This is a genomic window from Microbacterium proteolyticum (genome assembly GCF_029639405.1).
Classification (GTDB): domain Bacteria; phylum Actinomycetota; class Actinomycetes; order Actinomycetales; family Microbacteriaceae; genus Microbacterium.
Window position 1 is genome coordinate 2,702,384 of the sequence record NZ_CP121274.1, and the last position, 19,166, is coordinate 2,721,549.

The window sequence follows — 19,166 nt, forward strand, 5'->3', positions numbered from 1 at the left end:
CGTGGCATCCCGAGAGCGGGTGTCGCACCTGCCCTATCGTCCCAAGGCGGGGGAGATCCCCACCAATCCGGGGGTCTACCGCTTCCGGGATGCCGAAGGGCGGGTGCTCTACGTCGGCAAGGCCAAGAACCTTCGCGCGCGGCTGTCGAACTACTTCGCGCCGCTGTACTCGCTGCACGAGCGCACCCGCCGGATGGTGACGACCGCGGCCTCGGTCGAGTGGACCGTCGTCCCCAGCGACGTCGACTCGCTGCAGCTCGAGTACATGTGGATCAAGGAGTTCGATCCGCCGTTCAACGTCCGCTACCGCGACGACAAGTCGTACCCGTTCATGGCGATCACCCTCGCCGACGAAGCCCCCCGCGTGATCGTCACGCGCAACCCCAAGATCCGCGGGGCCAAGTACTTCGGGCCCTACCCGAAGGTCTGGGCGGTGCACGACACGATCGACCTCATGATCAAGGTCTTCCCGATCCGCACGTGCAGCGACGCGTCGTACAAGAAGGCGATGCAGTCGGGTCGACCGTGCTTCCCGGGGCAGATCGGCCGCTGCGGCGGGCCGTGCTCGATGAAGGTCACGATCGAGGAGCACCGCGCGATCGTCGACGATTTCGTCGCGTTCATGTCGGGCGGCGATCAGAGGTTCACCAAGGCGCTCACGGCTCGCATGATGGAGGCCTCGGCCGCCATGGACTACGAGGCGGCGGCCCGCTACCGCGACAGGCTGCAGGCCATCGACGCCGTCCTCGGCAAGAGCGCCCTGGTCCTGCCGGCCGACACGGACGCCGACCTGTTCGGCATCGCCGAGGACGAGCTCGCGGCGACCGTGCAGCACTTCGTCGTGCGCGGGGGTCGTGTCCGAGGGGTGCGGGCGACCACGATCGAGAAGGAGATCGACATCTCCGGCGCGGATCTGGTCGACCAGGTGCTGCAGCGCACGTACGGAGACGCGGCGCCCGCCGACATCCCCCGGCAGGTACTGGTGCCCGAGCTGCCCGACGACGCCGACCAACTCGAGGCGTGGCTGCGCGACCGGCGGGGGCGGCCGGTGTCGCTGCAGGTCGCGCAGCGAGGGTCGAAGGCCGACCTGCTGAAGACCGCGACGCTCAACGCGCAGCAGGCGCTCATGCTCCACAAGACGCGCCGCACCAGTGACTACGTCGCGCGCTCGCAAGCCCTCACCGACCTGCAGGAGGCCCTCGGACTCGCGGAGGCGCCCCTGCGCATCGAGTGCTACGACGTCTCGCATCTCTCGGGTACCAACGTCGTGGCATCCATGGTGGTCTTCGAGGACGGGCTGCCGCGCAAGGACCAGTACCGCTCGTTCGGCGTCGCCGAGACCACCGACGACACCGACTCGATGTACCAGGTGCTCACGCGCCGGCTGGCCTACCTCGACAGGCCCGAGGACGACGAACGCGAGACCCTGGGCGGCGCGATCGTCGCGGATGCCGAGAGCCCGGAGGCGACGGCCGACGGCGAGGTCGTGACCACGCGCAAGCGCCCGCGTTTCGCCTACCGCCCGCAGCTGCTCGTCGTCGACGGCGGTCAGCCGCAGGTCGCGGCCGCCGCGCGCGCACTGGCGGATGCCGGTCATGAGGAGATCGCCCTGTGCGGCATCGCCAAGCGGCTCGAGGAGGTGTGGCTGCCGGGAGAGGACTACCCGGTCATCCTTCCGCGCACGTCGGAGGCGCTGTACCTGCTGCAGCGGCTCCGCGACGAAGCCCACCGGTTCGCGATCACGCATCAGCGCAAGCGGCGCAAGCGCGACATCTCGAGCGTGCTGTCGGAGGTTCCGGGGCTGGGAGATGCCCGCATCAAGGCTCTGCTCCGGCACTTCGGTTCGGTGACGGCGCTGAAGAACGCCTCGCCCGACGAGATCATGGAGCTGCCCGGCATCGGTCCGACCCTGGCCGAGGCCATTCACACCCGCTTGGCTCGGTAGGCTGGAACCCCGACGAAAGGGCGAATCATGCAGGCGGCACGGGGTGCGCCCGGCGAGGTGCTCATCGTCACCGGGATGTCGGGGGCCGGTCGTTCCACGGTCGCCAACGCCCTGGAGGATCTCGACTGGTACGTCGTCGACAATCTCCCGCCGCGGATGCTGCGTCCGCTCCTCGATCTCACCGAGCGCGCGGGCGGAGCGGTGCCGAAGGTGGCGGTCGTCGTGGACGTCCGGGGGCGTTCGCTGTTCGGCGACCTGCCCGAGGCCATGCGCTCGCTGCAGGCCGACGGGCAGGTCCGCGTGGTCTTCCTGGATGCCTCCGACGCGGTGCTCGTACGCCGGTTCGAGGCCGTGCGGCGTCCGCACCCGCTGCAGGCGGACGGCACGATCCTCGACGGCATCCGTCGCGAGCGCGAGCGGTTGACCCCGTTGCGCGAAGCGGCCGACGTCGTGATCGACACCTCGACGTACAACGTGCATCAGCTCTCGATCCGGACGGTCGAGCTGTTCGGTGAAGAGGGGGCCGCCCGCCACACCGTGACACTGATGAGCTTCGGCTTCAAATACGGACTGCCCACCGATGTCGACCTCGTCGCCGACATGCGGTTCCTCCCGAACCCGTTCTGGAACGAGGAGCTGCGGCCGCTGACCGGCGAGGATCCGTCCGTGCGGGAATACGTGCTCGGCCAGGAGGGCGCGCGGGAGTTCCTCGACGCCTACGCGGCGGCGCTGCGGCCCGTCCTCGCGGGGTACGAGCGCGAGAACAAGCGGCATTCGGTCGTCGCGGTCGGCTGCACCGGCGGCAAGCACCGCTCGGTCGTGATGGCCCGCGAACTGGCCGCGCGCCTCGGCGAGCTGCCCGGCGTCGCGGTCCGTGTGACTCACCGCGACCTCGGCCGCGAGTAGGCTGTACCCTCGTCCCCGCCGCTTCGATAGCCTCACCCCGTGCTGTCCTGAGCGTTGCCCCATCGTCCTGAACCGAGGAGAACCGTGCCGCTGACCGCCGACGTGAAGGCCGAGCTGATCACCGTACGCGACCCGCGTCCGACGGCGCGCGTCGCCGAGCTCACGGCGATCCTGCGCTTCTCGGGTGGCCTGCACTCGATCGCGAACCGCGTGGCGGTCGAGGCCGAGCTGGACTCCGACGTCCTCGCCCGCCGCGTCGCCCGCGACCTCATGGAGCTCTACGGCGTGCGCCCCGAACTGCACCACGTGCAGGGCTCCGGGGGACGCACCGGCGGCCATTTCGCCGTCCGCGTCATCGAGGCCGGCGAGACCCTCGCGCGCCAGACCGGGCTCCTCGATCAGCGTCGCCGTCCGGTGCGGGGCCTCCCCAACAAGCTCACCACCGGGTCGCGCCCCGACCTGAGCGCCATCTGGCGCGGCGCGTTCCTCGCGAGCGGTTCGCTCAGCGACCCGGGCCGTTCCGCAGCCCTGGAGATCTTGTGCCCCTCGTCGGAGGCGGCCATGGCGCTCGTCGGCGCCGGCCACCGCATCGGCATCCCGGCGAAGGCCCGCGAGGTGCGCGGTGTGCCGCGCGTCGTCGTGCGCGACGGCGAGGCGATCCGCGGAGCCCTGTACGAGATGGGAGCCCGCCGCACCGCGGGGGAGTGGGACCAGATGCGCCAGCGCCGCGAGGTGCGCGCGGGCGTGAACCGCCTGGTCAACTTCGACGACGCCAACCTCCGCCGCTCCGCCCAGGCCGCGGTGGCCGCGTGCGCCCGTGTCGAGCGCGCGCTCGAGATCCTCGGCGACGAGGTGCCGGATCACCTGCAGCAGGCCGGCGAGCTGCGCCTGGCGCACCGCGACGCGAGCCTCGACGAGCTCGGCCACCACGCCGATCCGCCGCTGACGAAGGACGCCGTCGCCGGCCGCATCCGCCGCCTCCTGGCGATGGCCGACAAGAAGGCCGAGGCCGAGGGCATCCCCGGCACCGAGTCCGCGGTGCCGGTCGGCGCCGACGACTAGCCCGCACGAGCCCGATCACGAACGGATGCCATGGTCCATGGCATCCGTTTTCGTTATCCCTCGTCATTCGGGGAAGCAACCCCGTGGTCCGTGCGTTGCCGCTCAGTAGGATGAACACGTCACCCTCGCTGCGCCGAGGCTTCGGTGCAGCGCCGATTCGGAAGTAGAGAACATGGCGAAGTACACGCTGCCCGAACTGCCCTACGACTACTCCGCGCTGGAGCCGCACATCAGCGCGACCATCATGGAGCTGCACCACAGCAAGCACCACCAGACGTACGTCAACGGCGCGAACACCACGCTCGACCTCCTCGCCGAGGCGCGCGAGAAGGGCGATTTCGCGAACATCAACCGCCTGCAGAAGGACCTCGCGTTCAACCTCGGCGGTCACACGAATCACTCGATCTTCTGGACGAACCTCTCGCCGAACGGCGGCGACAAGCCCACCGGCGACCTCGAGGCCGCGATCGACGACCAGTTCGGTTCGTTCGACGCCTTCCGTGGCCAGTTCACCGCCGCGGCGCTCGGCGTGCAGGGCTCGGGCTGGGCCGGCCTGTTCTGGGACTCGATCGGTCAGAACCTGATCATCCAGCAGTTCTTCGACCAGCAGGGCCAGATCGTCGCGGGCACCGTCCCGCTGCTGCTCCTGGACGTCTGGGAGCACGCGTACTACCTCGACTACAAGAACGTCCGCGCGGACTACGTGAAGGCGTTCTGGAACATCGCCAACTGGGCCGATGCGCAGGAGCGTTTCGCGGCCGCCCGTGAGAAGACCACGGGTCTGCTGGTACTGTCGTAAACGGCGTGGGCGTCCCGACGGGACACCCCGTCGGGACGCCGTTGTCCGCCAGCGAACACCGCAATCGCGCGCTTCTCGCGCACAACTGATTCAGGAGATATTCCGTGACCGTCAAGATCGGAATCAACGGCTTCGGCCGTATCGGACGCAACTACCTCCGCGCGGCTCTCGCGCAGGGTGCTGACCTGGAAATCGTGGCGGTGAACGACCTCACCGACAACAAGACGCTCGCGCACCTGCTGAAGTACGACTCCGTCGGCGGCGTGCTGTCCGAGGACGTCTCGTACACCGAAGACTCCATCACCGTCGGCGACAAGACCATCAAGGTCTTCGAAGAGCGCGACCCCGCGAACCTCCCCTGGGGCGAGCTGGGTGTCGACATCGTCATCGAGTCGACCGGCCGCTTCACCAAGGCCGAGGACGCCAAGAAGCACGTCGCCGGTGGTGCCAAGAAGGTGCTCATCTCGGCTCCCGCCACGGGTGACGACGCCACGATCGTCATGGGCGTCAACGAAGAGACGTACGACCCCGAGACCGACGTCATCATCTCGAACGCGTCGTGCACCACGAACTGCCTCGCCCCGCTGGCGAAGGTCTTCAACGACGCCTTCGGCATCGAGCGCGGCTTCATGATGACCGCACACGCGTACACCGCCGACCAGAACCTGCAGGACGGCCCGCACGGCGACCTCCGTCGTGCGCGCGGCGCCGCGATCAACATCGTGCCCGCCTCCACCGGTGCCGCCAAGGCCATCGGCCTGGTCCTGCCCGAGCTGAACGGCAAGCTCAGCGGCTCCTCGTACCGCGTGCCGGTTCCCACCGGCTCGATCGTCGACCTCACGATCGTCACCCCCACCGAGGGCCTGACCGTCGACCAGATCAACGCGGTCTACAAGCAGGCCGCCGCCGAGGGTCGCCTCGCCGGCATCCTCGAGTACACCGAGGACCCGATCGTCTCCAGCGACATCCAGGGCAACCCGCACTCGTCGATCTTCGACGCCGAGCTGACCAACGTGTCCGGCAACCTCGTCAAGGTCTCGTCCTGGTACGACAACGAGTGGGGCTACTCCAACCGTCTCGTCGACCTGACCGAGTACGTCGCCGAGCGTCTCTGACCCTCCATGGCTCTGCGCACCCTCGAAACGCTGGGGTCGCTGGCCGGCACGCGCGTCATCGTCCGTTGTGACCTGAACGTCCCCCTGAAGGACGGCGTCATCACGGACGATGGCCGCGTGCGCGCGTCGCTGCCGACTCTCAACGCCCTGATCAACGCCGGCGCCCGCGTCGTCGTGTGCTCGCACCTGGGCCGTCCCGACGGGTCGCCCGACCCGAAGTACTCGCTCGAGCCGGTCGCGCAGCGCCTGTCCGAGCTCCTCGGTCAGCCGGTCGCGTTCGCGCGCGACACGGTCGGCGAGTCCGCCCGCGAGGCCGTCGCCTCGCTCGAGGACGGCGACGTCGCGGTCATCGAGAACCTCCGCTTCAACGCGGGGGAGACCTCGAAGGACGAGGCCGAGCGGCAGGAGTTCGCGCGGCAGCTCGCCGAGCTCGGCGACGCCCTCGTCTCCGACGGCTTCGGTGTGGTACACCGCAAGCAGGCCAGCGTCTACGACCTGGCGCAGATCGTGCCGTCGGCGGCCGGCCTGCTCATCCAGAAGGAGCTCGAGGTCCTGGACCGCCTGACTGAGAACCCCGAACGGCCCTACACGGTCGTCCTCGGCGGCTCGAAGGTCAGCGACAAGCTCGGAGTCATCGAGCACCTGCTCCCGCGCGTGGACAAGCTCCTCGTCGGTGGCGGGATGATGTTCACCTTCCTGGCGGCCGAGGGCAACAAGGTCGGCTCGAGCCTTCTGGAGCAGGACCAGATCGACACCGTGAAGGGCTACCTCGCCACGGCGAAGGAGCGCGGCGTCGAGATCGTCCTCCCCGTGGATGCCGTCGTCGCGGCGTCCTTCTCGGCCGACGCGGAGCACGTCGTCGCGGATGCCGTGGCGCTCGAGGACACCCCGTTCGGCGCCTCGGGTCTGGGCCTGGACATCGGTCCTCGCACGGCGGACCTGTTCGCCGAGGCCATCCGCGATTCGCGCACCGTCTTCTGGAACGGGCCTATGGGCGTGTTCGAGATGGCCGCCTTCGCCGCGGGCACCAAGACCGTCGCGAAGGCGCTCACCGAGGTCGACGGCCTCAGCGTCGTCGGCGGTGGCGATTCGGCGGCCGCCGTACGTCAGCTCGGCTTCACGGACGACCAGTTCGGCCACATCTCCACCGGTGGTGGGGCCAGCCTGGAGTTCCTCGAAGGCAAGAAGCTCCCCGGACTGGAGGTCCTCGGATGGTCCTGAACCGCACCCCCCTCATCGCGGGCAACTGGAAGATGAATCTCGACCACCTGCAGGCGGTCGCGTTCGTCCAGAAGCTGCACTGGACGCTGAAGGACGCGAAGCACGAGAGCGGCAGCGTGGAGGTGGCGGTCTTCCCGCCCTTCACCGACCTGCGCACCGTGCAGACGCTTCTCGACGCCGACAAGATCGAGTTCGCCCTCGGCGGTCAGGACCTCTCGGCCCATGACTCCGGCGCGTACACGGGCGAGATCTCGGGCCAGTTCCTCGCCAAGCTCGACGCGCGCTACGTGATCATCGGTCACTCGGAGCGCCGGCAGTTCCACCACGAGACCGACGAGATCATCGCGGCCAAGACCCAGGCGGCGCTTCGCCACGGCCTGGTCCCGGTCATCTGCGTCGGTGAGACCTCCGAAGACCTCGAGAAGTTCGGCGCCAGCGCCGTTCCCGTGGGTCAGCTCGAGGTCGCGCTCGAGGGCGTGGCATCCGACGCCGACATCGTCGTGGCGTACGAACCGGTCTGGGCCATCGGCTCCGGCCAGGCCGCCACGCCCGACCAGGCGCAGGAGGTCGCGGCGAAGCTGCGTGCCGTCGTCGCCGACAAGCTCGGTGCCGACGCGGCAGCGCGCACACGCATCCTCTACGGCGGTTCGGTGAAGTCGGGCAACATCGCCGGCTTCATGCGCGAGCCCGACGTCGACGGTGCGCTGGTGGGCGGTGCGAGCCTCGTCGTGGACGAGTTCGCGGCGATCATCCGCTACCAGAAGCACGTCGGAGTCTGACCGACTCGGGATGCCCGCGGCCTCGCGCCGCGGGCATCCCGTGTGTCCGGCCGCCTCCCCGTATACTTGACGCTTGTGCGGTCCGATCCGACCGCCGCGAAAGGCTTTCGACAGTGCAGATTCTCGAGTTCGTCCTGCAGGTGTTCCTGGGCGTGACCAGCCTCCTGCTGACCCTGCTCATCCTGCTCCACAAGGGACGTGGAGGCGGCCTCTCCGATATGTTCGGCGGCGGCATGAGCTCGGCTCTCGGCTCGTCGGGCCTCGCCGAACGCAACCTCAACCGATTCACGATCGTCCTGGCCCTGGTGTGGTTCATCACCATCGTCGGTCTCGGTCTCCTCACCAAGTTCGCGGAGCTCTGACATGGCCACTGGCGGCAACGCCATCCGCGGCACGCGCGTCGGCGCGGGCCCGATGGGAGAACAGGACCACGGCTTCCACGCCGATCGCGTCGCAGTCTCGTACTGGGACGCCCTCGGCAACGAGACCGTCCGCTATTTCGCGGCGGGCATCCCCGACGACGAGATCCCCGAGACGATCGACTCCCCGCACTCCGGTCTTCCCGCCGGCCGCGACAAGAACAACCCGCCGGCCCTGGCCAAGACCGAGCCCTACAAGACGCACCTCGCCTACGTGAAGGAGCGCCGTACCGACGAGGAAGCGGCGTCGCTCCTCGACGACGCGCTGCAGCAGCTGCGCGAGCGCCGGGGCCAGTAAGACCTCCCCAACGGAAGAGACCGGATGCCGACGGCATCCGGTCTCTTCCGTTGTCACCGGACCGGGCTGGTCGTCACGATCCTGGTCCACGGCCCGTCCGGGACGTCGCCCTCGTCGACGAACGCCCAGTCGACGCGGTCGTCTTCGCCGTCGAGCTCGCGGAAACCCAGGCAACCGTTGAGCGCGGGGGAGACATCGAGACCGGCGCCGTTGAACCGCGCGTTGTCGGGACGACGATCGTCGGAGCCGAAGACGTACGCGGCGTCGCGATACTCGCCGGGACCGGCGTCCTGGATCTGGCCGTAGCACAGCCGGTCGCCCTTGCGCAGCACCACCCATCGGTTCTTCATCAGGCTGACCGTCGGGTCGGCGACGCCGGCGGCGTACGGCGCCTCCGAAGCCCACGGGATCACCTTCCCGCGCTCGGCGAAACCCACGTCGTCGTTGACGTCGTCGTACGGCAGATCGAGGTAGAAGGGGTTCTCGAGGGGAGTCATCCGCGTCGGGAAGTACCCGTTCTCCGCCGTGCGAGGTTCCGTGCGGCACTGCGTGCCCTCGGACACCCCGTCGCAGCCCCCGTACGAAGCCAGCCATCGCGAGTCGTAGGTCGACAGACGCTGGCTGCCGTCGGACGCGCTCGGGTCGAACACCTCGCCGACCCAGAAGGTCGTCGCCACGATGTCGGTGTGCCACGGGTATCCGGTGTCGGGAAGCGGAGCGGTCGCGGTCGCGGGCGCGCACGCCACGACGCCGGCGGCGACGAGCAGCCCGAGGGCGCCCGCCGCCGCCGTGCGGCGCGTCATCCGGTGACGTCGCTCTCGGTGGGCTGGAAGAGCTCGACCGGACCCTCGGGCGGCGTCGTCGTGTCGGGGGCGACACGGCTGACGCCGGCGACCGGGGAGAGGGGTGGGGCCCCGGCGCTGTCGTAGAGCGCGAGGTCGTCCGTGCGCAGCGTCCCGTTCCCGAAGATCGTCAGCGCGAAGCTGATCCCGTTGTACCCGTCCGGGATCGCCGGCGTCGTCCAGTCGGCCTCGGTCCAGTCGGTCGCCGAGGCGTACCAGGGGCTCGAGGTCCAGTACGACCACGCCCCGGCCGTGGAGCGCAGATACACGGCGAACTGCGTCACGCCGCTGGCGCGGTACCACTCGCGGAGCGTATACGTGCGGCCCGGCGTCACCGTCGGGGCGCACTGGCCCAGATCGAACTGCGGGAGCAGCTTCGCGTCGCCGTCGACGTACCCGGTCATGGTGATCCCGCTCGAGATGGCGCCGCCGTGCGCGGGCGATCCCGTCTCGAAGGCGGGGGTGTTGGTGCCCCAGCCGCCGCGCATCCAGCAGTCCGGCGCCCCCTGCTCCATGCCGGGGTTCACGATGCCGTTGGTCGAACCGGTCGGGGCGGGCACCGACGGCCCGTCGACGAGCGGCTTGGTCGCCCCGCCGATGACGCTGCCGATCGTCTTGACGACGGTGCCGGCAGCCTGCCGCGTCTTCAGCCACGAGACGAACTGCGAGAACACGGTCGGGGTGATGGCGAGATCGCTGCACGCGTCGGCGCAGATGTCGTGGAACGTGTACTGCACCCAGCCACCGCCGTTCTTCTCGGCGTTGGTGACCCCCTGTTTGAGATCGTCGAGCGTCCAGGTCGCATCGACCTGGTCGAGCGCCTTCAGGGCGAACGGAGCCGCGGGCTTGGTGGATTCGGCGTACGCGCAGTCCGGGCACCCGAAGCGACTGCGGATGTCTCCCAGCAGCCGGGCGCTGTTGTAGCCGCAGTCGGCCGCGGCCTTCTCGACGTCGGGGGTGCTGGAGGCGAACGGGTACGCGAAGCTGCGGACCGTGAAGCCCCACGACGTCAGGTTCTTCCGGTCGGTGCAGATCTGCCGCTTCGCCTCGTCGACGCTCACCTGCGCGAGATCGGGGTGGTTCACCGTGTGGCCGCCGATCTCGTGCCCCGCGCTCGCGAGGTTCGTCAGGTCGGCGCGGGTCATGTGTCCGGCCGCGCCGATGAAGCCCGACGGGACGTAGAACGTCGCCTTCATCCCGTTCGCCTTCAGCGCCGGCAGAGCGTTCAGCTGGTTGGCGTTGGCGTCGTCGAACGTGAGACTCACGACCGTGCGCGTGGCCGCCTGAGCGGGGGACGGCGCGACGGCGACGAGACCGGCGAGAGGGATCGCCGCGAGGGCGACGGCGGCGATCGCGAGGCGCAGGCGACGCCGTCGTCGGCTCGGAGTGGGGGGAGCGGGGACCATGCGGGCGGCCTTTCTCGAGAGGGGAAGCCGAGCCGGGGGCGTCGTCATGCGACGGTCACCGACTTGGCGAGATTGCGGGGCTTGTCGACGTTGCGCTGGAGACGCAGAGCCAGCTCGCGGGAGAACAGCTGCAACGGCACGACCGTCTCCAACGGCCCCCAGGACGGGCCGGTGCGCGGCAGCTGGAGCGAGAGGCCCCCCACCCGCAGGGCCCGTTCGCCCACGCGGATCACCCGCCCACCGCGGGCCTCGACCTCGGCGATGTCGACGTCCAGGCGCGGGTCGCCGTCGTCGACGACGAACACCGGGGTCCCGGCATCCACCAGGGCCAACGGGCCGTGCTTCAGCTCGCCCGCGGCGTGATGCTCCGCCCAGCGGTACGAGAGCTCCTTCAGCTTCAGCGCGCCCTCGGCGGCGTACACGAGACCCGCGCCGCGACCGAGGAACAGGAACCCGGAGGCCGTCACCAGGTCGGCGGCGAGATCCGCGGCTCGATCACGCCAGGCGTGCAGGGCGCCCGAGAGGGCGTCGGGCGTCGCGGCCAGCGCGCTCAGGTCGGCGTCGAGGACGGCGGCATCCGCGCGCCCCGACACCGACAGCCCCGACAGGGCCACGCACGCGCCCGTGAGCACCTGCGCCACGAACGTCTTCGTCGCGGCGACACCGATCTCGGGCCCCGCGAGACAATCGATGACGGCGTCCGCTCGACGCGCCAGCGACGACGCGGTGTTGTTGGTGAGGGCCAGCACCGTGCCGTGGCCGGACGGCAGGCCGTCCAGCGCACGCAGCACGTCGGCGGTCTCGCCGGATTGGCTCATCGCCACCACGAGCGTCCGCGGCTCCCACACCTCGTGCGCGGCCTCGCTCGCCGTCAGTGCGCGCGTGGGGATGCGTCCCACCCGCGCGAACACCCCGGCGAGGGCTCGTCCGGCGTGCAGCGACGTGCCGCAGCCGAGGACTGCCACCCGGTCGATCTCCTCCACCGGGGGGAGCCCCAGACGGTTCCACAGGGCGCCGTCGCGGATGCTCGGGGCCAGGGCGTCGAGTACGCGTCGAGCGACCACCGGCTGCTCGTCGATCTCATTGCCCATGTGGTCGTCGTGCCGGCCGCCGCGGGACAGCAGCGCCACCTCGGGAACCGGCCAGAGCCCACGCGGCCGGTCGCTCCCGCCCGAACGGTGCCAGTGCGCGCCGGCCGCGTCGATGTCGACGACGTCGTCGTCTTCGAGCACGCGGAACGCGGACACGAACGGCGCGACCGCGCCGACATCGCTCGCGAGATACACCCCGTCGCCGCCGTCCGCGAGGATCAGTGGCGATCCGTGGGCGGTTCCGGCCAGCGCACCCGTCCGGGAGTCCAACGCGACCACGGCCCACGACCCCACCAGATGGGTCGCCGTGTCGGCGAGCGCCTCACCGAGGTCCATGCCGACGCTCACCGCCTCCTCGAGCAGATGGACGATGACCTCGGTGTCGACGTCGGTCGCGAGACGGTGGCCGGCCGACCGCAGGCGGTCCCGCAGCGCACCCGCGTTCTCGACGATGCCGTTGTGGACCACGAACAGACGGCCCCCGCAATCCTCGAGGGGGTGCGCGTTGCGTTCGCTCACACCGCCGTGGGTGGCCCACCGGGTGTGGCCGATCGCCGCGGTGGTGGCATCCGTGTCCGACTCGACGGCGTCGGCGAGCGCCTCCACGCCGTCGAGGGTGCGCACGTGCATCGCCGTTCCGTCGGGGCGGCGTGCGGCGATGCCCGCGGAATCGTAGCCGCGGTACTCCAGTCGGGCGAGGGCCACGCGCGCGTGTGTCGCCGCGGACGGGCCCCGGAACGCGGTGATGCCGCACATCAGAGCACCCCGCGGAAGGATCGCGTGCCGGCGAGGGGCATGGCGTCGGAGGCGAGGCGCTCGCGGGCGAGCAGGTCGGCGGCGACCCGGAGGATCGTCGTGGTCAGCGACGTCTGCGGCTCGTAGCCGACCAGGTCGTTGGCCTTGGTGTTGTCGGGAACCCGGCGACGCATGTCCTCGAACCCCGGGGCGTAGGCCTGGTCGTAGGGGATGAGCTGGATCTCGCTCCGGCTGTCGAGCGTGCGGACGATCTCGTGGGCGAGGTCCAGGATCGAGATCTCCCGAGCCCCGCCGAGGTTGTACGCCTGCCCGCGTGCGCGCGGGTCGCGTTCGATGCGCACCATGGCGGGCACGACGTCCTCCACCGCCGAGAAGCATCGGGTCTGCTGCCCGTCGCCGAACACGGTCAACGGGTGCCCCCTGAGCGCCTGGCCGACGAGGTTCGGGAAGACCATCCCGTAGCGACCGGTCTGCCGCGGGCCCACGGTGTTGAAGAGTCGGACGATCGCGACGTCGAGGCCCTCCTGATCGCAGTAGGCCTTCGCGAACGCCTCGTCGATGCCCTTCGCGCCGGCGTACGTCCACCGCGAGAGGAGGGGGTCGCCGAGGATGCGGTCGGAGTCCTCCCGCAGGCGGTCGGCGGTGTTCTTGCCGTAGACCTCGCTCGTGGACACCAGGAGCACCGACGCCTGCCGCTCGATCGCCGCGGTGAGGACGTTCTCGGTGCCGTGGATGTTGATGCGCAGGCCGCGCAACGGCTGCTCGACGATGAGCTTCACGCCGACGGCGGCCGCGAGGTGGAACACCCGGTCGCAGGATTCCATGGCCTGGCCGACCGTCTTGGTGTTGAGGATCGAGCCGTGGATCATCTGCAGGCGCGGGTTGTCGGCGACCCCGGCCAGGTTGCGCGCCGACCCGGTGGAGAGGTCGTCGAGGACGGTGACCTCGTCCCCGGCGGCCAGCAGATGCTCGACGAGGTGGCTGCCCACGAAGCCGGCGCCACCGGTGACGAGGGTGCGGTGCGCCGTGCGGTCGCCCGACGGGTAGATCGGGACCCCGCTCACAGCAGCACCCGCCCGGCGATGTCGGAGCTGCGATACGTGCCGTCCAGGACGACGGCGTCGCCGTCGAGCCAGTCCAGATCGGAGTCGTGGTGGCGCGTGTGGACGAGGACGACGTCGGGGTGGAAGGCCGCCGGGTCGGTGAGCGAATCCCGTTCGCGTCCGGAGTCGAGATGGATGTGCGGCGCGTGGGTGTCCACGTACTGCACCTCCGCGCCGGCGTCGATGAGTCCGTCGATGATCTCCAGCGCGGGGGACTCGCGGAGGTCGGCGACGTCGGGCTTGTACGTGACGCCGACGATCAGCACCCGGGCGCCGAGCGTGCCCTTCCCGGCCCGACCGAGGACGTCGCGGACGCGGTCGACCACGCGCCGGGGTCGCGCGGCGATGCGGGTCATCGCTTCGGTGATCACCCCGGCATCCACGTGGAGGGCCTTCAGCTGCCACAGCAGGTAGTGCGGGTCGCACGGGATGCAGTGTCCGCCCACCCCCGGCCCGGGATAGAAGGCCATGAAGCCGTACGGCTTGGTGCTGGCGGCCTCGATCACCTCGGTGACGGGGACGTCGAGCGCCCCGCAGATGTCGGCGAACTCGTTGGCGAGCGCGATGTTCACCGCGCGGAAGGTGTTCTCGAGCAGCTTGGTCATCTCGGCCGTCGCCAGACTCGACACGGGGTGCACGCGCGCGGCGTACCGCGACAGGAGGCGCACGCCCTCCTCCTGGCACTGCGGCGTGGCGCCGCCGACGACACGGGGCACCACCTCCTGCGCGAACCCGACGTTCCCGGGATCGATCCGCTCCGCGCTGAAGGTGACGAAGACGTCCCGGCCGACCTCCAGCCCCCGCTCGCGGAGCGGCTGCTCGACGAGGTCGTGGGTGCAGCCGACGTAGGTCGTGGAGGTCAGCATGATCAGCTGGCCGGGGCGAGCCGCGGCGACGACGGTGGCGCACGCGGCCCGCAGCGGGGCGAGATCGGGGACCTGCTGGTGGTCGACGGGGGTCGGCACGCACACGACGATCGCGGCGGCCCGGGCGAGCTCCGAGACGTCGCTGGTGAGGCGGAACTCCCGCGGCGAGCGGAGGGCGGCTTCGAGGCGGTCGCGGTCGGAGTCGATCAGGTCGGCGCCGCGGGCGGCGATGGTGCGCAGCCGCCGGGGCGAGGCATCCAGCGCCAGGACCCGCGAGCCGCTCGCCCGGTAGGCGAGAGCCGTGGGCAGACCCACGTAGCCGAGTCCCACGATCGCGACCTCGAAGTCGAACGGTGGGGGAGCAGCCGGCTCCGTCGCGGTCGTCGACAGCGGCGCGGTCGCACGGACATCGAGTGTGGACATCGTCATCCTCCAAGGGGGGAGGTCCCGCGACAGGCGGCGACCTGCCGCGTGCAAGGGACGTTCGGGTGATCCGGGGCGGGGCATCCGAACGAGCGTCGGTGCTGATCCGGGGCCCACCCTCCGCCGGGCCCGGGGGAGCGGTCAAGCGATCGCGGCCGATCCTGCGGGATGCCGCGCCCCGCACGCCGGTGTGCGGGAAACCGCAAGCGCGCATGCGGGCCGTGCGGGCGCCGGCGGAGCAGAGAACGCGTACGGTCGTGGCACTGCCCGCCTCCGGACGAAGGGATGCCATGACCCTCGCGCTCGCGCTCCTCGTCGCCGTCTGCACGATCGGGGTCTCCACGCTGGTGTGGGGCACCGTCGCCCTCGGCCGGCTCGCCTGCGAGCGGCGCCCTCGTCCATCGCTGCTCGCACCGTCGATGTACTTCCGGTCGACGGAGGTCGCGGTGCTCATCGCCGCGCACGACGAGGAGCTCGTCATCGCCGACGCGGTGCGCGCCGCCCGGGCCCTCGTGCCGGCTCGGAACGTGTTCGTGGTGTCGGACGGGTCGGGGGACGCGACGGTGGAGCGGGCGCGCGACGCGGGCGCGTCGGCGTGGGACCTCTTCCCGAATCGCGGCAAGGCGGGCGCCATCCGGGCGGGACTCGAGCGCTTCCGGATCCCCGAGCGATTCCCCCTCCTGCTCCTCCTGGATGCCGACTCCCGCCCGCGCCCGGACTACCTGCGCACGGGCCTGCCGCTGTTCACCGACCCGGACGTGGTGGCCGTCGCGGGACGCGCGACGACCGCCGCGGACGCCCCGGCGACTCGCACGGGGCGCCTGCTCACGACCTACCGGGAACGCACGTACGTGTGCACGCAGTACCTCCACAAGTTCGGCCAGGCGGCGCGCGCCGCGGACGCCGTCGCCATCGTGCCCGGCTTCGCGAGCCTGTATCGCACGGACGTGCTGGACCGGATCGACATCGACGCCCCCGGGCTGTCGATCGAGGACTTCAACATGACCTTCGAGGTCCACGCCAAGCGCCTCGGCCGGATCGCCTTCCACCCGGAGTGCGCGATCGCCGAGACGCAGGATCCGGCCGTCCTCCGGGACTATTCGGCCCAGATGCGCCGCTGGAGCCTCGGCTTCTGGCAGACCGTGCGGCGCCACGGCATCCGCCCCGGGCTGTTCTGGACGTCCGTGGGCGTCTTCGCCGCCGAGACCGCCGTCGCGAGCCTGGTGATCGCGGCGGTCGTGCCCGCGCTCGTCGTGGGGGCTCTTGCCGCCCTGGGCGGTCGGCTGTTGAGCGGGACCGCGGCAGGCGTCGCCGAGACCGTGGCCGCGGCGATCCCGACGGTGCCGCTCCTGGTGGGGTTCCTCCTCGTGGACACCGTGATGACGGTCTTCCTGTGCGCGGTCACGCGGCGGCCTCCGCGGGTGTCGATGCTGCTGTTCCCGCTGCTGCGCGTCTGGGACGCGGTGCTGTGCCTGCGGGCCCTGGCCGCCGCTCTCGGGCGGCCGTCGGACGGCCGATGGAAGAGCCCCGACCGCCGGGTGGTCGGGGGCGGGGCGACCGGGCCGGCATTCGGGCCCCCGGCATCCGCTCCTGCGAGGTCAGGCGGAGGCCTCCCCGTGCAGGTGGGCGACGAGCTGCGCGCGTGAACCGACCCCGAGCTTCCGGTAGACGCGCGTCAGACGCAGCTCGACCGACCGCAGGGAGATGAACAGCGTCGCGGCGATCTCGCGATTGCGCAGACCCCGCTGGACCAGGGCGACGACCTCCTGCTCCTCGGGCGAGAGCACGGTGTCGGCGCGAGCGTCGTAGCCGACTCTGCGGAGGACGCGGTACTCATCCGCCGGAACGCACCGCTCGCGAGCCGCGCGCAGGCGCGCGTACTCGTGGGGCGAGTCGTCCGTGCGATAGAGGGCCTGCGCCTCGTCGAAGGCGAGTCGGCCCTCTCGACCCGACCGGCACACGGCGCGGGACCGGGCCACCGCCAGCGTCGTCCACCGGCGGGGACGCGCCGCGAGCGCGACCTCCAGACGCGCCGTCTCAGAACGGGCCTCGACGACCCGATCGCTCAGCCACAGCGCCTCGATCAGGTCGGCGTCGGTCCGCATCAGCGCCGGGTCGTTCCCCGGTCCGGCGGCCCGCGCGGCCTGCAGGCTGCCAACCGCGTCGTCGAAACGTCGCTCCGTCAGAGCGAGACCTCCCTCGATCGCCGCGAAGAAGGGCAGGAGCGTCGGCGTTCCCTCTCTCCGGCACAGTTCCCTGCCGCGGCGCACGAGGTCGTGGGTCGTCGGATCGGACGGGTCGATGGCGGCGGCCTGAGCCAGCAGCAGTGTGCGGGCGGCATCCGGTCCGCGTCCGGGGAGCCATTCGTGTCGCCACGCCGCCACGGCGTGCCGGGCCGCGAGGGGATCGCCTCCCCGTACCTCGGCGGCGACGACGATGCGCAGGAGACGCTCCCGCCACATCGGGGCAGGGCGCGGCATGCTGCTGAGCAGTGTCTCCGTGACGCGCCGGACCTCCGCGTACCGTTCGTCCAGGAGCAGCACGGTCACCGCGAGGCTGGCAAGTTCGATCGGAGCGTCCGGGCTGAGCCCGACCTCGAGGTCGACGGTGTCCGGGAGATCGTCGGGAACCTCCATCCCCATTCCCCGCAGGATCGCGGCCAGCAGCAGTGTCTCCTCAGACACGGCCCCGCGCTCGACGACCGCGGAGACCCGCGCGACCGCCTGCTCCAGCTCCCCGCGGGAGAGGTGCAGACGTGCGCTCTCGCACAGGAGGCGCTCGGTGGAGACGGCGTCGTCCTCCCATTCGACGGATTCGGGGAGGGCGTCGCGCACGACGTGATCGACGCGGGCGCCGGCACGCAGAGCCGCGATCGTCGCCCGCACGCGGACATCCGCCGCGGCCGTGTCGAGTGCGCGATCGAGATAGTGCTGTCCGAGCAGGTCGTGTCCGCCGAGGACGAGGGCGTCGCCCAGCTCGACGAGTCCGCGATCCCGCTGGATCGGGTCCAGCTCACCCCCCAGGGCGCGCTCGGCGAACTCGATCGCGGCGAACGTGTCACCCCCGCGGGACAGTTCGACGGCCGCGGCGAGGAGCGGGAGCCGGTCGCCCGTGGGGTCGAGGAAGCTGGCGTGCCACAGATACGTCGCCGGGTCCTGCCGCCGGTGGTCGCTCGCCGACCGGGCGTGCAGCCGGCGACGCTCGGCGGGGGACAGCGCCGCGTGATGGCGGAGGCGCAGGGCCGGGTCGGAGACGCGCGCGCGGTCGCCGTGCACGCTCACGAGACCGCGGTCGATCAGCTCGTCCAGCTCGATGCCGATCTCGGCGGCCGCCGATCGAAGGTGCTCGTAGTCGTAGAGGGGCCCCATCGAGAGCAGGTCGAGGACGGCCGACACCCGGGGATCCTCGGAGCACCGCGGCATGCTGCGCTGGCGCCGGACCGAGGGACGGACGACGCGCAGAGGCAGCGGCAGCGCGTCGTCGCCGGCCGCCTCGCCGGGAGTCAGCCGGACACGCGCGATCAGCCCGGGGTCACCGCCCGTCGATGCGGCCACGATGTGCGTCACCGCCGGGCTGGTGCCCGCGCCGATCGTCGCGCGAGCGAGCTCGACCGACTCGTCGAAGGAGAGCCGTTCGATGTGGATGTGGGTCACCCCGGCGAAATCGTGGCGCCCCTCCGGCGTGCGCACGGTCGCGATCACGCTGACCCCGGTACCTCGGAGCCGAGCGCACACGAACGCCAGGATGCTGAGGCTCGCGCCGTCCATCTCGTCCAAGTCGTCGATGACCAGTACGCGGGGCTCGTCCTGAACGAGGTGGAGAGTGCGGCTGATCTCCTCCGCCAGCAGGTGTTCCGGCCAATCGCGTCCCCGGGACAGAACCGCGTCGAGGGCGCTGCTCCGCGACCCCGTCAGCCCGGCGGCGAAGGCGGAGACACCCGACAGGGGCCACATCCGTTCGCTCGGACTCACCGCGACGACCGCGGTGTCGTGTCGTCGGGCGATCTCCCTGACGAGGGCCGTCTTGCCCACCCCGGTGTCGCCGACGAACACGCACGCGGCCCCCTCCCGCATGCCGATCATCGCCTCGGCGACCTGGATTTCCCGTTCGCGCCCAAAAAACTGCATCCGAACGC

Annotated in this window: 16 protein-coding genes; 10 read left to right on the forward strand and 6 right to left on the reverse strand. The window is 70.9% G+C overall.

Translation table 11 applies throughout. The features are described from left to right. The first annotated feature begins 1 nt into the window (after position 1). The 9 genes from uvrC (at position 2) to P8R59_RS13610 (ending at position 8,544) form a co-directional block, all read left to right on the forward strand. The gene (gene uvrC / locus P8R59_RS13570; RefSeq protein WP_278101495.1) at positions 2–1,945 is read left to right on the forward strand and encodes an excinuclease ABC subunit UvrC; all 1,944 of its coding nucleotides are present in this window, start codon (positions 2–4) and stop codon (positions 1,943–1,945) included. Between the two features lie 27 nt (positions 1,946–1,972). Then, on the forward strand, positions 1,973–2,851 hold the full coding sequence (gene rapZ, locus P8R59_RS13575; protein ID WP_278101496.1) for an RNase adapter RapZ: 879 nt from the start codon (positions 1,973–1,975) through the stop codon (positions 2,849–2,851). Between the two features lie 84 nt (positions 2,852–2,935). Then, positions 2,936–3,913 carry a DNA-binding protein WhiA gene (gene whiA, locus P8R59_RS13580; protein WP_278101497.1) on the forward strand — a complete coding sequence of 326 codons (978 nt, stop codon included), beginning with the start codon at positions 2,936–2,938 and terminating at the stop codon, positions 3,911–3,913. A 172-nt stretch (positions 3,914–4,085) separates the two neighbouring features. Then, positions 4,086–4,712, forward strand: a complete 627-nt coding sequence (locus tag P8R59_RS13585; RefSeq protein WP_077049984.1) for a superoxide dismutase — start codon at positions 4,086–4,088, stop codon at positions 4,710–4,712. A gap of 104 nt (positions 4,713–4,816) precedes the next feature. Then, positions 4,817–5,827 carry a type I glyceraldehyde-3-phosphate dehydrogenase gene (gap, locus tag P8R59_RS13590; RefSeq protein WP_278101498.1) on the forward strand — a complete coding sequence of 337 codons (1,011 nt, stop codon included), beginning with the start codon at positions 4,817–4,819 and terminating at the stop codon, positions 5,825–5,827. Between the two features lie 6 nt (positions 5,828–5,833). Beyond that, positions 5,834–7,048 carry a phosphoglycerate kinase gene (locus tag P8R59_RS13595; protein WP_278101499.1) on the forward strand — a complete coding sequence of 405 codons (1,215 nt, stop codon included), beginning with the start codon at positions 5,834–5,836 and terminating at the stop codon, positions 7,046–7,048. Then, on the forward strand, positions 7,039–7,827 hold the full coding sequence (gene tpiA, locus P8R59_RS13600; protein ID WP_278101500.1) for a triose-phosphate isomerase: 789 nt from the start codon (positions 7,039–7,041) through the stop codon (positions 7,825–7,827). Before P8R59_RS13595 ends, tpiA begins: the two co-directional genes overlap by 10 nt. Before the next feature lie 113 nt (positions 7,828–7,940). Further along, a complete protein-coding gene (gene secG / locus P8R59_RS13605) occupies positions 7,941–8,189 on the forward strand; it encodes a preprotein translocase subunit SecG (RefSeq protein WP_077049988.1) in 249 nt (82 codons plus the stop codon). A gap of 1 nt (position 8,190) precedes the next feature. Next, complete coding sequence (locus P8R59_RS13610) at positions 8,191–8,544, forward strand: RNA polymerase-binding protein RbpA (RefSeq protein WP_063257886.1); 354 nt, start codon at positions 8,191–8,193, stop codon at positions 8,542–8,544. Positions 8,545–8,597: 53 nt separating this feature from the next. On the opposite strand, the gene P8R59_RS13615 is transcribed toward P8R59_RS13610, so the two are convergent. From P8R59_RS13615 to P8R59_RS13635, 5 genes are read right to left on the reverse strand one after another with little or no spacing between them, the layout of a single operon-like run. After that, positions 8,598–9,347 (reverse strand): hypothetical protein, encoded by a 750-nt coding sequence (locus tag P8R59_RS13615; RefSeq protein ID WP_278101501.1) that lies wholly within the window; start codon positions 9,345–9,347, stop codon positions 8,598–8,600. After that, a complete protein-coding gene (locus P8R59_RS13620; protein WP_278101502.1) occupies positions 9,344–10,792 on the reverse strand; it encodes a polysaccharide deacetylase family protein in 1,449 nt (482 codons plus the stop codon). The genes P8R59_RS13615 and P8R59_RS13620 overlap by 4 nt, the downstream gene beginning before the upstream one ends. A 44-nt stretch (positions 10,793–10,836) precedes the next feature. Continuing rightward, positions 10,837–12,639, reverse strand: a complete 1,803-nt coding sequence (gene glmS / locus P8R59_RS13625) for a glutamine--fructose-6-phosphate transaminase (isomerizing) (protein WP_278101503.1) — start codon at positions 12,637–12,639, stop codon at positions 10,837–10,839. Further along, positions 12,639–13,703, reverse strand: coding sequence for an NAD-dependent epimerase/dehydratase family protein (locus P8R59_RS13630; RefSeq protein ID WP_278101504.1), 1,065 nt, complete (start codon positions 13,701–13,703; stop codon positions 12,639–12,641). The genes glmS and P8R59_RS13630 overlap by 1 nt, the downstream gene beginning before the upstream one ends. Beyond that, positions 13,700–15,031, reverse strand: coding sequence for a nucleotide sugar dehydrogenase (locus P8R59_RS13635; RefSeq protein WP_278101505.1), 1,332 nt, complete (start codon positions 15,029–15,031; stop codon positions 13,700–13,702). Before P8R59_RS13635 ends, P8R59_RS13630 begins: the two co-directional genes overlap by 4 nt. Before the next feature lie 257 nt (positions 15,032–15,288). Here P8R59_RS13635 and P8R59_RS13640 point away from each other — a divergent pair, with 257 nt between their 5' ends. Next, on the forward strand, positions 15,289–16,677 hold the full coding sequence (locus tag P8R59_RS13640; RefSeq protein ID WP_278101506.1) for a glycosyltransferase: 1,389 nt from the start codon (positions 15,289–15,291) through the stop codon (positions 16,675–16,677). Here the strand turns inward: P8R59_RS13640 and P8R59_RS13645 are convergent. After that, positions 16,630–19,158, reverse strand: coding sequence for a helix-turn-helix transcriptional regulator (locus P8R59_RS13645; protein WP_278101507.1), 2,529 nt, complete (start codon positions 19,156–19,158; stop codon positions 16,630–16,632). The two genes, P8R59_RS13640 and P8R59_RS13645, sit on opposite strands and share 48 nt — an antisense overlap. Between the last annotated feature and the right edge of the window lie 8 nt (positions 19,159–19,166).